The sequence below is a fragment of the Hymenobacter lucidus genome, from assembly GCF_020447265.1.
GTDB classification, from domain to species: Bacteria; Bacteroidota; Bacteroidia; order Cytophagales; family Hymenobacteraceae; genus Hymenobacter; species Hymenobacter lucidus.
This window is the reverse complement of record NZ_JAJADR010000004.1, coordinates 495,552-510,073: the sequence shown is the minus strand read 5'-3', so window position 1 is coordinate 510,073 and position 14,522 is coordinate 495,552. Positions and strand designations below refer to the sequence as shown.

Here is a 14,522-nt window from a genome sequence, read left to right as displayed (position 1 = left end):
TTACTACTGCCCGCGAGATGTCTCCCGTTGGTCGACAGGACATGCTTGGTTTAAACCGAACCTTCCAAAAAAAACAGCCCCGCCTCGGATACCGGGGCGGGGCTGTGGATGCTCGGGGAAGCGGAGAGGAGCTTACGAGTCGCCGAAGGGGTCGTCCTCCTTCTTCTTCTTATTCTTCTCGGCTTCTTTAGCCTTTTTCTCTTCCTCCTTCTTAAGCTTTTCGGCTTCCTTGGCTTTGGCAGCTTCCTCCTTTTTGAGTTGGGCGGCCGTCTTGCCTTCGTCTACCGGGGCGTCGGTGGGCGGCGTGGCCTGATCGGCTACCGGCTCATCCTTCTTCTTTTTCTTCTTGCCCGTATCCTCTACCGGGGCGTCGGCCGCGGGCGTAGTGGCATCTACGGCCGCAGCGTCCTTGTCCTTTTTCTTCTTTTTACCGGTGTCTTCTACCGGCGCATCAGCGGGCTGGCTGCCGTCGTCGAAGGCGGCATCTTTCTCCTTTTTCTTCTTCTTTTTCTCCTCCATGAAGTCGAAGCTGCCTTCGCTCACGGGGCGGGCTGGGGCAGCTTTGGGCTTGCTGTTGTCGCCGAGGTAGTCTTTGCGGAAGTGGCGGGTGAAGAGGTCCTTCTCCTGCTCGTCGCCGAGGTAGAAGCCGTACTCGGTGGCCGTGTTGTAGTCGCCCTTAGCCTTGAAACCAATAATTTCGTCGTAGGAGCCGTGCTGGGCCTTGGTCAGGAGCACGTTGTTGGAGTAGCGGATGTGGTACCAAGTCTGGGGCTCGGCTTCGAGGTACATTTCTACCGCGTCGCCGGTGCTTTCCTTCTTGATTTCGATATAGCCGTCAATCAGGGCGTTGATGTCCTTCTTGCCCACGCTCACCAGGCCAATCTTGCCCACCGAGTACCAGGCCTTGAACTTCTCCGACCAGCGCAAATCAATCTTGCTGAAGACCAGCGTATGCAGGAACTTGGCCGATACCTTCTGGAGCGGCGTGTAGCCCCCTTTGCGGTCCTGGTAGCTCTGCACGGCCTTGCTGCCGATAAACTCGCCCATCTTGTACATCAGGGCCGGGCTGCCGTCGAGTGCTTCGGCCAGGCCCTTGGTGTTGGTGGCCATGTCCGTCGCCATGGCTTCCACGGCCTTCTCCGGAATGTTGATGTCAAAGGTCATGAACGTATCGAGGCGGTAGATGCTGCTATCAGGCTTGGCATAGCCCACGGCGGCCGACTGCACGTTGTAGTCCTTGTTGGAGTTGAGCAGCTGCACCTTACCGCGGAAGTCCAGGGCGCCGGTCGAGTCGTGCAGGGTCATCACGCTGCCCTCGTAGATGTTCGGGTCCGAGAGGTCGTTGCGGGTGATGGTGTAGTCGCCCTTTTTGGCGTCGAAGCTCAGCGTACCATCTACCTGGAACAGGTTCATGTCGGTAATGCCCGGCTTCACGGCCACGAACAGCGGATATACCTTGGCCGTAGCATCGGACAGGTAGAGGCCCGAAACCATCAGCGTTCCGTCGCTCGACTTAGGCTCCATGAGCTTTATTCGAATGCCTTTCGGGTCGATACTATCCTGTACCGGGAACCAGTCGGCGGCGGCAGCCTGCTTGCTGAACTCCAGGCGGCTCTGGCCGTCGAAGGTAAAGCCACGCTTCTGCGAGTTCAGGTTTACGGCACCCCGGTAGGCAATGCGCGGAGCCAAGTGAAACTTGTCGGTGGCCTGAATGGTGGCTACGGCCGTGGTCGGCGGCGCAAACGGCGTGTCGTCATCCTTCTTCTTCAGGATTCCCTTGCCGCCTTTGCCAGCGTTGGCCTTCCGGTTGCCAGCCCCCGCCACTGCCGCCGAGTCGACGGCGAAGTTGGTGAACTTGATGGCAAAGGAGTCGGCCGAGGCGTTCTTGTAGCTATACAGCGCATTGCCCATAAACGAGGTGCGCGACTGAATCTTGATTTCGCCCTTGTACAGGTTGTGGTACTTAGCCAAAGTATCCATCGTGATGCGGGCATTCTGGAAGGCGCGCATCTGGGCCCCGGCCATAACGTACACCTTGTTACTGTCGGGCTCAATCCAGGCGTCGGCAGCGGCAATGTAGGGCACACCGCCGGCAATGAGGCGGTAGCGGCTCAAATCGTACTGGCCGGTGCTGGCCCGGAACTTCAGGCCCTTCTGCTCGGGCTTGGTGGAGTAGAAGTAGGAGCGCGACGAGTCGGCTCCGGGGGCTACGCGCATCTGCACGATCTTCTTTTTGAAGTCCCATTTACCGCCGCTCAGCGTGGTACGGTACTCCGAGTAGGGCAAATCGATGCTGGCTTTACTGCCCTCCTCGCGGGAGAAGTCGGCGTAGCCCTGCTTGATGTCATACTGGAAGGCTACCTCGTTGGCTGTTACGGCTGGCTTGTTGGCCTCCGCCGATTTGATGCTCAGCGTCGACTTCTTACCCGAGTAGCTGGTGGGCTTGAATACGAAAGCGCGGGACCGGATGAACGACTGCGGGCCGTCCATGCGGCCGTCGCCGTAGAGGCCGCCGGGCGTCAGAATGGCGGTACCCTTAAAGTTGTGGTCCCCGGCATAGAACTTCATCGGCTGGCCGTCGCGCGGGGCGCTCAGGTACATCGAGTCGGCTTTTACCACCCACTTCATCTGGTAGCCCGGCAGCAGCGACACCTTGGCAAACTCCACCCCGTTGAGCGGTCCCTGTGCGATAGTAGCCGTCTTACCAACCGTCACCACGGAGTCTTTGTAGAAAATGAACTGGTCGCTGAACAGGTCGCCGGTGAGGTATTTCATTTCCCCAATGCCCTGAATACCGCGGTTGCTCATGCTCACTTTGTTGAACAGCCGCGCCTTACCGCCATACAGCGGGAAGCCGTCCTTGGGTACGTCGTACACGAAGCCCAGGGAGCCGTCGTCCTGCAAACTCAGCTTGGTTTTGAACTCCGGCATGATGTTGCCCGACACAAACGTGCCCTTGAAGCCCACGGCCGAGCGGTTCTTGTTGTTGAGCGAGTCAATCTTGAACGGCGGAATATCGAAGTATACCGTCGTATCATAGGCGCCGCCGAGCACTTCGGGCTTATTGAAGAACACGTAGGCCCCGGTGCTGGCATCGAACGATGGGAAGGCACCCAGCTTCTTGCGGCCCGACTTGTTGTTGGGCGCGTTGATGTAGAGGCGGCCGGCGGAGGTTTTGTTCTTGTTGGTCAGCGCAAAGTCGGTTTCCTTGCGGGCCTTCATTACCGAGCCCTTCGAGCCTTTGCCCTTCACGATGATGGAGTCAATCTTGACCAGATCCACGTAGAAGCCGTCGTAGTCGAACTTGAACTCCTTGCCCTTGAAGATAAAGGCCGAGGCCACTACCGTACCGTTAAACAGCACGCCCCGGTTTTTCTGAATCCGGATGATGGAGCTGTCGGGCTTCACGAACACCGTCACGGAGTCGTCGGAGAAGTTGAACCGGTCGACGCCGCGCACAATCAGGTCGTTGGTAGCCAGGTTGAGCGTGGCGTTCTTGCCCGACGGCGACAGGGAGCGAATGGCAATGTGGTCGTAATCCTTCTTGCCACGCGACGAATTCACGTAGTGCATGGCCTTGGGCAGCAGCACAATCTGCTCGGTCTGGGGGTTCCACTGCACGTAGCCGTCCTTGGCCAGGCCGGCCACGGCCGAGCGCACGTTGGGCTCCTTCACCTTCAGGGCCGTAGCCACATCCTGCACTGTGAAGGATTTGGCGTTGCCGTTCTGCTGGCTGTAGCCCACCACCAGCTGCAGCGGGTGCAGCTTGTTGATGCCCTTGATCTGCTGGTAGCGGGTGTTGGTGTAGAATTCCTTGGACTCGAAGTTAGCCGTTACCTGGTTTTTAGCGGTCAGGATGGCCAGGTTGATGTAAGGCGTCTTGAGCGGCCAAGTCAGCAGCTCCGTCGCAATTTCCATCTGGTGGTAGGAGTCGTTGTAGGGCGTGGTCTTGTAGAGGCCATCTTCGCGGGCCAGCTGCAGCACCTGCCGGCTCTTGGAGTAGCGCAGCTTCACGCCGGGGTGGGTCAATGAGTCGCTCTTGTCCTGGAAGATGGTCACGGCGGCGCGGTCGGCTGAAATCAGCGTGTCGCCGAGCAGGTACGCCCGCGACGAAGCCCGGAACTTGGTTTTGCCATCCACGTCCACAATAATGCGCGAGAGGCTGCCGTCGAGCGAGGCCGAGAGCGTGCGGCTGCCGGCCAGCGAGAAGCCGCCGAAGTAGCGGATGTTGTCGCCGATATTCTTGACGCGGGCGTCGTTGGTGAGCGAGATAAAGCGCGGGTAGCCAGTATCAGTGGCTCCCACTTTCTTCTTGATGCTCTTATAGGAGAAGGCCCCACGGATGGGAGCTTCCAGCACGGCCGGGTAGGTCAGCGTCACGGGCTCGGCCGTGAATTCGGCCTTGCCCATGTCGAAGTCGTAGTTCACGAAGTCGGCCGTTACCAGGTTCTGCTTGATAGACCACACGTACTGCCCACCCTGCCCGATAAAGCGGTTGGTGCCGGGCACGACCACCCCGCTGGTTTTGCGGATGAAGATAGAGTCGCCGGCGGCGGCCATAAATAGGTCAGCATCCTTGATGAGCATCACCGGGCCGCGCGTGGCGGGTGCCACGTACGAGTCGTAGTACTGGGCCGGAGCGGGCTCAGGCTCGGGTTCGGGCTCGGGGGCTTTGGCGGCGGGCGTGGTGCCTTTGGCCGGGGCTTTGGCTACCGGCTTTTTCTTGGGCGCGCCCCAGCCATCATCTCCCCAGCCCCCGCCGGTGTCCCACACGTCGCCGGTATCCCAGCCCGAGCTGCTCTTTTTCTTGGCTGCGGGCTTGGCAGCGGGTTTGGCCGTCGGCGTAGTTGTCGTTTTCAGGGGCTGCGTTACGACGGCCGCGGCGGGTGGTGCCGGCTGGGGCGCGGGCGTGGGCTGGGGCATATCTACTTCGTTGTAGGCGAAGCTGAAGGTGCCGCCAATCGCGCGCAGCGTGTTGTAGCGGGATTTGTAGAGCGTTTTGGTATCCAGAAACTGGCCCGCGCTAACCAGAAACTTCTCGGAGTTGGCCACCGATTCCCGGTTCACGGTTTTCACCACGACTTCCAGAAAATCGTCCATCTGCTTGTCGGAGAAGCTGTGCACGACGGCCCCGGCCACCACGCCCTGGTAGAAGCCCTCAATGGCGGGGTGTGGCTTGTACTTACGCAGCAGCATCTGCTGCGAAATCTCCACGATACGCGCCTGCTGGGTGGCCGTAAGCTTATTGCTGGCCCACAGCTGCTGCAACTTCACGCCCACGGCCTTGGCCTGAGCATTATTGGCTGCCACCATCATCGACTGCACATCGATGATGAACTGCTGGGGGTCCTTCGACAGCTTGCCCGTGAACTTGGGCAACGCGGGAGCAGCCGGCGCGGCGGCCGGGGGCTGTTTGGAGGGAGTTTTCGTTTGTTGGGACCAGGCGGGGGTACTGAGTCCCAGCATCACCGCGCATAGCCACCCAAAAGCAAGTTGCTTCATACTTTTTCCGTCAAGGCCTACTAAGACGGCTACAATTTCGTGAAAATCGCCGAAACCCAGTTATTCTTGGTTCGGTGTGATTGATAGACCAATGCGTGTTTTGTCGCTTCGGCTTCAATCTTGGATAAATCCTCTTGGTAAAAGCCGCTGAAAAGGATAGGACGGCCCTGCGGCAACAAGGCTGCATAGGCGTGCATATCCTCCAGAAGCACATTCCGGTTGATGTTGGCCAGAATAATATCGAAGGGAGCTTCGCGCTCCAACACTTCTACCCCACCGAGGCGGCATTCAATATTCGTGCAATTATTTTCGGCGGCGTTGTCGGCGGCGTTTTCCACGGTCCAGGGCTCCACATCCACGGCCAGCACTTCCTTCGCACCCAGGTGCACGGCCATAATGGCCAGAATACCGGTGCCGCAGCCCATATCGAGCACACGCTTACCAGCATGGTCGATGTCGAGCTGGTTTTCAATCATCAGGGCGGTGGTTTCGTGGTGGCCGGTACCGAAGGACATGCGCGGCATTATCACGATTTCGTACTCCAGGCCCTCGGGCTTCTCGTGGAAGGGCGCCCGCACCGACACCCGGTCGGCAATGATGAGAGGCTGGAAGTTCTTTTCCCACTCGGCATTCCAGTTCTGGCGCGTAATGACGCGGTGCTCGTAGCCCAGCTCGCCCAGGCCCTCGTAGCGCGACATTACCTCGGCCACGGCATCGGGGTTGAAGTCGCCCTCACCGATGTAGGCGCAAAAGCCTTCGTCGTTGTCCTCAAAGGTGTCGTAGCCGACTTCGGCCAGCTCGGCTACCAGAATATCGGCCAGTTCACGGGGGGCTTGTACGCGTACTTCTACAAAATCCATCTTATCTAGTTGTGGTTGAGGCGGGAGAAGCGCAAAACGCTTCTGCGGTTAAGATGGCAAGTTCGCACGAAAAAACGGGTGCGTCGCAACCAACCCGCACATTGCCAGTCTGCGGCAACAGCGGGGCGGCGGTTTCCGGTTCCGGCGAGGCGCGCTAATCCTGCGCCTCACATAGCAGCATTTCTATTGATTAATATAATTAAGCGTTTATTTGCCGGTCTTTTCCAAAGAAGGACATATCCACTCTTCCCTTTATTATTCCATGAAACAAACTGCTCTGACCCTTTCCTGCCTCGTTTTGCTGGGTAGCGCCAGCCTTATTGGCTGCAAGCCGAAAGAAACGGAAGCCGGCGAAACCACCGCCGCTGCTACCACTCCCGCCGCCGAAACCACCGCGCCGGCTACCACCGAAGCCGCCGCGCCGGCCGCCACCGAAACGGCCGCCGGCCCGGCCGCCACCTTCGACCTGAGCAGCGTGCCGGTATCGACGGCCAATCTGGGCGCCTTTCCTTATCTGAGCCGGCTGAAAGGCTACGAAACCCGCTACGACAGCGACAGTACCGGCTTCGACTTCGACCGGACCTACGTTTACGACGGCAAGAACATTGTTCCCATCGAAGGTAAAATCGTGCGCCGCCACTACCGCCCCGCCGAATCCGAAAAGGCCGCCTCCGAGTTGATGATTCAACGCAACTACGAAAACCTGGTGACCAGCCTGGGCGGCGTGAAAGTATCGTCGGCGAAGATTCCGGATGACGTACTAAAGAAAACCGGCGAGAGTGAGTACGAAAAGCACAGCGGCGGCATGCACAACTACCAGCCCGTTGACACCTATGTGATTCGCCAGAAAGACAAGGAAGTGTGGGTGCAGGTGCAGACCTCGTCCGACCACCAGTATAAGCTCAACGTGACGGAGCGGGCCGCCATGCCTCAGCAGGCCGGCGTAGTACAGGCCACGGAGTTAAAAAAAAACTAGATACCGAGGGTAAAGCCACGGTTTACATCAACTTCGACACCGACAAGGCCACCATCAAGCCCGAGTCGGAAGCCACAGTGGCCGAAGTGGTGAAGCTCTTGCAACAGAACCCGGCGCTACGGCTTTCAGTAGAAGGCCACACCGACAACACCGGCGCGGCGGCCCACAACCGGCAGCTTTCCGAAGCCCGGGCCCAAGCCGTGGTAGCCGACCTGACCCGGCAGGCTGTGGCCGCCAGTCGCCTGCGTGCCGCCGGTTTCGGGCCTGACAAGCCCATTGCCGACAACGCCACCGAAGCCGGCAAAGCCCAAAACCGCCGGGTAGAGTTGGTGAAGTTGTAGGCCTTGGTATTTGAACACAAAAAAGCCCTGCCGGACTTCCGGCAGGGCTTTTTTGTGCTTCAGGCACTCCCCTACTGCTTGCGGCAGCCGGCAAACGAGCGGGACTTGGTGTAGGTGATGGAGAAGTCGGCCAGGGCGCGCCGGTCGGATACGAAGAGCACATAGTCGGCAAAGTCGCGGGTGGGCGTCTGGTACCAGAACCCGTTTTTGTCGGCAAACAGCTTGTTGTCTTCTTTATACACCAGCAAATCGGCAAAGGCTTCCTCGGGCTCCAGATAAATGGTGGCAAAGCAGTAGCTGCGCCGCACCGGGTCGGTTTCGAGATACACGGAGCCGTAAATCTGGCACGGGTCGATGGAGCCGAACGTGGCCACAACCGGAGCTACAAACGGCACGGGCGGCGTGGCACGGAACGGATTCAGGGCCAGCAGGCCGGAAAGCAGCAGAGAAGCCAGCATTAGGATAAAACTCAGAGGGTGGAGCGTAGAAAGCCGAAGAAGGCAAAGATGCTGCCAGCTAAACCAGCGGAGTGGAGAAGTAAGTTCTGACCAACTGGTTTTAGAAGACCCTGAAACAGCAGAACGTCATGCCAAGCGAAGCCGAAGCATCTTGCGTGCAATAGTAATCAGATTACTCTGGCAACCTCAGCACGCGAGACGTCTCGCTTTGCTCAACATGACGCTCTATAGTACGGTAAGGAGTCAGCCTTTAAAACGACTTGATAATCTCGGTGAAGTCGCGCGACTTGAGCGAAGCGCCGCCGATGAGGCCGCCATCCACGTCGGGCTGGCCGAACAGCTCCCGGGCATTTTGGGCATTGGCCGAGCCGCCGTAGAGGATGGTGGTGTTCAGGGCCGCTTCGGCGTCGTAGGCGCGGGCAATCTGCTCCCGGATGAAGGCGTGCACTTCCTGGGCCTGCTGGCTGGTGGCGGTGCGGCCGGTGCCAATGGCCCAGATGGGCTCGTAGGCAATGACAACCTGCGCAAACTCCTCGTTGGAGAGGTGAAACAAGCCGTCTTTGAGCTGGCCGGCCAGGAAATCGAAGGTTTCGTCGGCTTCGCGCGTTTCCAGCGTTTCGCCGATGCAGAAGATGGGCTTGAGGCCGGCGGCCAGCACGGCTTTCAGCTTCTGGCTCAGCAGCTCGTCGTCTTCGTGGAAATACTGGCGCCGCTCGGAGTGGCCCAGAATAACGTACTCCACGCCTACCGACTGCAGCTGCTTGGCTGATACCTCGCCCGTAAACGCGCCGCTTTCCTTCTGGTGGCAGTTCTGGGCCCCGAGGTGAATCGGGCCACCTTCGGCCAGCAGCTTGCCAATGGAGTGCAGAAACGGGGCGGGCGGCGCAATAACGACTTCCACGTTGGCACCCAGCGTTTCATCGGCCACCATATTCGTGATTTCCGAAACCAGGGCCAGACCGTCCTGGTAAGTCATGTTCATTTTCCAGTTGCCGGCAACGATATTCTTGCGCATAAGTAGGGAGAGAAGTGAGGCTACAAAGAAAGGCATTTTGCCTTTGCGGCCACTAGCCGCCGTCATCACCCGGGCAAGCTGCAGGTATTCTGAGCCGGCTACTTACGCTTGCGCCGCCGCGACCTGCGCAACCCCAGCCACGCGCCGCCCACGACCACCACAGCGGCCCCGAGCAAAGCCGCCCAGCCCAGCTCGGCGTATTCAGACCGCTGCGCCACCCAGATGGCCACCAGCGCCCACACCACCACCATGGCCACCACCACGTCGCGGAACACGTTGCTGATAGTCAGGGCCAGAGCCACTATCAGGGCCAGCAACAACAAAGCCAGCAGCACTGAGATATTGATGGGCTGGTTCCAGCCCACTTCCCGCAGCCCGATAGTGACGTTGAGTACCGTAGCTACCGAAATCCAGCCCAGGTAGAGCGCAAAGGGAATAATGACCCAGCGCGGTACCTTGTGGGCCCGCACCTGCCGACGGGCTCGGCCGTAGGTGATAATGAGGGCAACCAGAATCACGAGCATGGTCACCACGCTCACCTCAATCAGCTCGTAGGCAAACAGTACTACCCACCCGGCTGTGGCTAGGCTAGCTACAGTAAGTGGCTGAGCAATGTGGCCAGGCAGGTAGGTGGCGCGCTGGGCCGGCAGCAGTTGCCAGACGGCATATACAACCAGGGCCAGAAAAATAAGCCCCCAGATGCTGAAGGCATAGCCCGCCGGCGTGAGCAGCGTGGGGTACTTGGCCGATACGGCCCCCATCGTCTGCCCGTTGAACGGATGCCGGTTGGCCCAGTAGTTCAGCCCGATGTTACCGAAAATGCTAATGGCCGCCAGCCAGCGCCAGGCATAATCGACGACCTGAGTACGACTACGGACAGAAGAAAGGGTAACATCCATGAGATTCGACGACAGTTGCGCTTGAGTGGGGCTGGCAAGATAGGTCACCTACGCAATAAGTAAACGCCTCAGATTTAGACCTATTTAAATCAATTCTAAATATTATTTATAATTTGTCTAAACAACCTTGGAGAAACCGGCTCTAGTGTGGAGTTTTGCACCGTTCAAATCAATTGTTTCTGTTATGCGACTTCCTACTCTGCAACTACCCCGGCCACTGTTGCTGGCCCTTTTTGCCTTGGTGCTTTCTTTTCTGACGCTGGCCGCGCAGGCGCAACAGGCTACCATTCAGGGCCGGGTGGCCACGCCGGCCGGGCAGGCGGCCGTGGGAGCTTCGGTGGGCATTAAGGGTACTACGCTGGGGGCCACGGCCGATGCGGACGGTAACTTTCTGATTCCGAACCTGGCGGCGGGCAGCTACGTGCTGAATGTGCGCCTAGTGGGCTTTAGCACCCAGGAGCGCCGGGTAAAACTGCTGGCCGGCGAAACCAGCACCCAAAATTTTATCCTGACGCAAAGCACGGAACAGCTGAGCGAGGTGGTGGTAGAAGGTAAAAACACGAATAAGTTTGTGCGGCGCGAGTCGGAGTACGTGGGCAAGATGCCGCTGAGCAACCTGGAGAATCCGCAGGTGTATGCCACCGTGGGCAAGGAACTGCTGGCCGAGCAGCTCGTATTTACCGTGGACGACGCGGTGCGCAACGCGCCGGGTGTGCAGCGCATGTGGGACGCCACGGGCCGGGCCGGCGACGGGGGTGGCTTTTACGGCAGCCGGGGCTTTATTCTGCAAAGCCGGCTCCGCAATGGTATCGTGGGCGGCGTCAGCAACGACATCGACGCGGTGAACCTGGAGAAGCTGGAAGTTATCAAAGGTCCTTCGGCTACGCTCTTCGGCAGCGCCCTGACATCCTACGGCGGGCTTATCAACCGCGTCACGAAGAAGCCCCTCGACACGTTTGGCGGCGAAGTAAGCGTATCGGGCGGCAGCTACGGCTTTCACCGCCTCTCGGCCGACGTGAACCTGGTGGACCCCAATACCCCGGCCGACCAGCCCAAAACCCTGGCTTTCCGCCTGAATACGGCTTATCAGTACGAGGACAGCTTCCAGGACAAAGGCTTTGGCCGCAACCTGGCCGTGGCGCCCAGCCTTACCTACCGCCCCACCGACCGGCTCACCATCAACGTGGATGCCGAGCTGTACCAGAGCCAGAACATGGGCCGGCAACTGTACTTCTTCTACTCGCCGGTGGCCGACCTGGGCGTGTCGCGGGCCGAAGACCTACCGGTGGACTACCGCAAATCGTACGCCGGCAACGGCCTGACGCAAAGCTCGCGCAGCTCCAACCTGTTTGGGCAGGTGAACTACCGGATTTCCGACCACTTCACGTCTTCCACCAACCTGTCGGTGGGCCACAGCTTCTCCGACGGCTTCGGCCCCTACTTCTACCTGGCCTCCGACGCCGTAGCCACCGGCGACACCACCGCGCCGGCCGGGCTGCACTACCTGCTGCGGGCCGACCAGTCGACGCGCAACAGCACCGTGACCAGCTATGAGGCGCAGCAGCTCTTCAACGGCGACTTCCAGCTGGGCAGCCTGCGCAACCGCGTGGTGGTGGGCCTGGACTTTCTGCGCCTGAACAATGACATCAAGTTTTTCGGGGGCATCGTGGATGTGGTGCCGCTGAACGTGCCGGGCTACGACTACGGCCGTAAGTTCAACGGCGACAGTATCAACGACTTTTACGCCAAGAACGCGCCGGGCACTTACCTCAATACCGTCAAGACGAACACCTACAGCGCCTTTGTGTCGGATGTGCTGAACCTAAGCGAAAAGCTGAGCGTGCTGGCCGCGCTGCGCCTCGACCATTTCGACAACCAGGGTGGCAACCTGTACGGCCCGGCCAAGGCGTACTCCCAAACCACGTTGTCGCCCAAGTTTGGGGTGGTGTTTCAGCCGGTGCTGAACCGGATGGCGCTGTTTGCCAACTACCAGAACAGCTTCAACAACCTGGGCTCCTATATGGACGTGAACGGGGCCACGCAGTCGGCTACGGCCGAGCGGGCCAACCAACTGGAAGGCGGCGTGAAGTTGGACGCGGCCGACGGCAAAGTCAGCGCGACACTGAGCTACTACGCCATTCAGGTGAAGGATTTGCTGCGGCCGGCCGGGCTCATTCCGAACGCCCAGATCCAGGACGGCACCCAGCGCAGCAAGGGCTACGAGCTAAGCCTAATTGCCAACCCCTTCGCGGGTTTCAACGCGGTGGCTGGCTTCAGCTATAACGACTCGAAGCTGGTGCGGACGGCCGATGAGGTAAACGGCCGGCGGCCCAACACGGCTTCCTCGCCGTACGTGGCCAACCTGTGGCTGAGCTACCGCCTGCCCGTCGGCCCGCTGCAAGGACTGGGCTTCGGCTTCGGCGGCAACTACGCCAGCGAAAACCGGGTGCAGAACACGAATACCAATGTCTTTACGCTGCCCGAGTACACCATCCTGAACGCCTCGGCCTTCTACGACAAGTCACGCTTCCGCATCTCGGCCAAAGTGGACAACCTCACCGACAAGAAATACTGGGTAGGCTACACCACCGTGAACCCGCAGAAGCTGCGCAGCGTGGTAGGCAGCGTGGCGTATAAGTTTTAATTGAGACGCTTCATCCCGGAACGTCATGTCTCGCTAAGGCTCGAGATATGACGTTCCGGGGTAAAGGCATACTCCCAACCCGTTTATTCTCCTGCTATGACGTTCAAAAAAGCGGTTGGCAAAATTCACCTCTGGCTCGGTCTTTCGACCGGGCTCGTTGTGTTTATCGTGAGTCTGACGGGAGCCATCTTCACGTTTCAGGACGAAATTCGGGATGCTACCCAGAGCTGGCGCAAAGTGGAAGTACCGACTCAGCCAACTCCGTTGCTGCTTCCCTCGCAGCTGCAGGCCGTGACTGAGCGCAACCACCCCGGGCTGAAAACCGCCTTTTTCATGCTGATGGGCCCCGAGCGGTCGGCGGTGGTGTACAGTACCAATGCCAAGGGTGAGTATTTTGCCACTGCCCTGAACCCCTACACGGGCCAGGAGTTGGGTTTTCTGAACCTGCGGGAAGACTTTTTCTCCATCGTACAGGCCCTGCATATGTACCTGCTGCTGCCCGAAGATATTGGGGGAAATGTGGTGGGCGTGTCGGTACTGGTGTTCGTGGTGATGCTCATTACGGGCATCATCATGTGGTGGCCTAAGCGCAAAACCGACCGGAAGCGCAGCTTCACCATCAAGTGGGGCGCCCGGTGGCGGCGGGTGAACTACGACCTGCACAATGTGCTGGGCTTTTACGCGGCCAGCATTGCGTTGCTCCTGGCCCTCACCGGCCTGATGATGAGCTACGAGTGGGTGATGAAATCGGTGTACTTCGTGGCCAATGCTGGGCACAGCTACCCGGCCGAGAAAACCCCGGCTACGGTGGACACTTTGCAGGTAGTGCCGGCCGCCCGTGAGCCGCTCGTGGATGTATTCTACCGCCAGATGATGCACAACTCCCCGGCGGCCAAGATGCTCTACATTCCCGTGGCCGCCTCGCCCAAGCAGCCGGTGTACAGCATTGCCTACCGCAAAACCCTCTACTATTTCCACCGCGACGAATACTACTTCCACCCGGTATCGGGGGCGCTGCTGAAGAGCATCATGCACGCAGGCAAAAGCAACGGTCAGAAAATGGCTGACGTGAACTACGACCTACACACGGGTCAGGCTTTCGGGCTGGGCGGCAAAATCGTGGCGTTTCTGGGCAGCCTGATTTCGGCCAGCCTGCCCGTCACGGGCTTTATGGTGTGGTGGGGCAAGCGCAACAAGCCCAAGAAAAAGCCGCGCGAGGCTGCCGTTACCGCGGTTTGAACGACGACGAGACACATATTTGCGTCTCGTCGTTGAACGACAATCGGTGTAACCTCAGCAACGGTGTAGAGACGCGAATACGCGTCTCTACACCGTTCAACGGAATTATGCGGCGAAGTACTTTTCCACCAGCTCGTCGGTCAGCTCGCGGGAGCCGGACTGGCCGTTTTTGGCGGGTGGGAAGGCGTTGCGGCAAAAGCCCATCTGGCGCTGAAAGTCGTAGAGAGCGTGGCAGTAGCCCCCGATGATGAGCACGGCCGTCGTCTGGGGCGCGTCCCAGAAAATCTGGGCCAGTACGGGCGTTTCGCGGTCCTGCACGTCATCCACATTATAGATGTGCAGCGCGTCGAGGATTTCCAGCTCCTCGCCGTTGCGCAAGGCGTAGAGGTAGCCGGTTTCGCCGTCGTCCTCGAACATGACTTCAAACTCCTGGCCGGCGGCCGTGCTGCTGAGCAGCTGGTTTTCCTGGCCGGGCTCGGGCTGGCCCACCGTTATTTGTTCTTCGGCACCTAGTATCATAGTCGCTTCAATCAAAAAGGAGCCGCCTTGCAAGGCGGCTCCTTTGGTTTTTACGGAAAACTCCGCCGG

The 14,522-nt window shown here is 59.3% G+C and carries 10 protein-coding genes; 4 read left to right on the top strand and 6 right to left on the bottom strand.

The window, feature by feature from the left end:
- Nucleotides 1-132: 132 nt before the first annotated feature.
- Complete coding sequence (locus LGH74_RS16175; RefSeq protein ID WP_226177245.1) at nt 133-5,502, bottom strand: hypothetical protein; 5,370 nt, start codon at nt 5,500-5,502, stop codon at nt 133-135.
- A 29-nt stretch (nt 5,503-5,531) separates the two neighbouring features.
- Nucleotides 5,532-6,362, bottom strand: a complete 831-nt coding sequence (gene prmA / locus LGH74_RS16170; protein WP_226177242.1) for a 50S ribosomal protein L11 methyltransferase — start codon at nt 6,360-6,362, stop codon at nt 5,532-5,534.
- A gap of 262 nt (nt 6,363-6,624) precedes the next feature.
- Here prmA and LGH74_RS16165 point away from each other — a divergent pair, with 262 nt between their 5' ends.
- Nucleotides 6,625-7,338, top strand: a complete 714-nt coding sequence (locus LGH74_RS16165) for a hypothetical protein (RefSeq protein ID WP_226177241.1) — start codon at nt 6,625-6,627, stop codon at nt 7,336-7,338.
- A gap of 26 nt (nt 7,339-7,364) precedes the next feature.
- Nucleotides 7,365-7,679: an OmpA family protein gene (locus LGH74_RS16160; RefSeq protein WP_226177303.1), complete on the top strand. Its 315-nt coding sequence runs from the start codon at nt 7,365-7,367 to the stop codon at nt 7,677-7,679.
- A gap of 71 nt (nt 7,680-7,750) precedes the next feature.
- On the opposite strand, the gene LGH74_RS16155 is transcribed toward LGH74_RS16160, so the two are convergent.
- From LGH74_RS16155 to LGH74_RS16145, 3 genes are all read right to left on the bottom strand, one after another.
- Entirely contained in the window at nt 7,751-8,137 is a 387-nt protein-coding gene (locus LGH74_RS16155; RefSeq protein ID WP_226177240.1) for a 7(1) septoil knot domain-containing protein, read from the bottom strand.
- A 250-nt stretch (nt 8,138-8,387) separates the two neighbouring features.
- Nucleotides 8,388-9,152 carry a triose-phosphate isomerase gene (tpiA, locus tag LGH74_RS16150; RefSeq protein ID WP_226177239.1) on the bottom strand — a complete coding sequence of 255 codons (765 nt, stop codon included), beginning with the start codon at nt 9,150-9,152 and terminating at the stop codon, nt 8,388-8,390.
- A 98-nt stretch (nt 9,153-9,250) separates the two neighbouring features.
- On the bottom strand, nt 9,251-10,051 hold the full coding sequence (locus LGH74_RS16145; RefSeq protein WP_226177238.1) for a tryptophan-rich sensory protein: 801 nt from the start codon (nt 10,049-10,051) through the stop codon (nt 9,251-9,253).
- Nucleotides 10,052-10,235: 184 nt separating this feature from the next.
- On the opposite strand from LGH74_RS16145, the gene LGH74_RS16140 reads away from it, so the two are divergent.
- Both LGH74_RS16140 and LGH74_RS16135 read left to right on the top strand, forming a co-directional pair.
- Nucleotides 10,236-12,695, top strand: a complete 2,460-nt coding sequence (locus LGH74_RS16140; RefSeq protein WP_226177237.1) for a TonB-dependent receptor — start codon at nt 10,236-10,238, stop codon at nt 12,693-12,695.
- Nucleotides 12,696-12,791: 96 nt separating this feature from the next.
- On the top strand, nt 12,792-13,934 hold the full coding sequence (locus LGH74_RS16135) for a PepSY-associated TM helix domain-containing protein (RefSeq protein WP_226177236.1): 1,143 nt from the start codon (nt 12,792-12,794) through the stop codon (nt 13,932-13,934).
- 105 nt (nt 13,935-14,039) lie between these two features.
- On the opposite strand, the gene LGH74_RS16130 is transcribed toward LGH74_RS16135, so the two are convergent.
- Complete coding sequence (locus LGH74_RS16130) at nt 14,040-14,453, bottom strand: DUF2251 domain-containing protein (RefSeq protein WP_226177234.1); 414 nt, start codon at nt 14,451-14,453, stop codon at nt 14,040-14,042.
- Nucleotides 14,454-14,522 lie beyond the last annotated feature (69 nt).

Excerpts from the sequence above, each read along its gene's own strand:
- LGH74_RS16165 (WP_226177241.1), top strand. The coding sequence starts at position 6,625 with ATGAAACAAACTGCTCTGACCCTTTCCTGCCTCGTTTTGCTGGGTAGC.
- LGH74_RS16145 (WP_226177238.1), bottom strand. The coding sequence starts at position 10,051 with ATGGATGTTACCCTTTCTTCTGTCCGTAGTCGTACTCAGGTCGTCGAT.
- prmA (WP_226177242.1), bottom strand. The coding sequence starts at position 6,362 with ATGGATTTTGTAGAAGTACGCGTACAAGCCCCCCGTGAACTGGCCGAT.
- LGH74_RS16140 (WP_226177237.1), top strand. The coding sequence starts at position 10,236 with ATGCGACTTCCTACTCTGCAACTACCCCGGCCACTGTTGCTGGCCCTT.
- tpiA (WP_226177239.1), bottom strand. The coding sequence starts at position 9,152 with ATGCGCAAGAATATCGTTGCCGGCAACTGGAAAATGAACATGACTTAC.
- LGH74_RS16135 (WP_226177236.1), top strand. The coding sequence starts at position 12,792 with ATGACGTTCAAAAAAGCGGTTGGCAAAATTCACCTCTGGCTCGGTCTT.
- LGH74_RS16175 (WP_226177245.1), bottom strand. The coding sequence starts at position 5,502 with ATGAAGCAACTTGCTTTTGGGTGGCTATGCGCGGTGATGCTGGGACTC.
- LGH74_RS16130 (WP_226177234.1), bottom strand. The coding sequence starts at position 14,453 with ATGATACTAGGTGCCGAAGAACAAATAACGGTGGGCCAGCCCGAGCCC.
- LGH74_RS16155 (WP_226177240.1), bottom strand. The coding sequence starts at position 8,137 with ATGCTGGCTTCTCTGCTGCTTTCCGGCCTGCTGGCCCTGAATCCGTTC.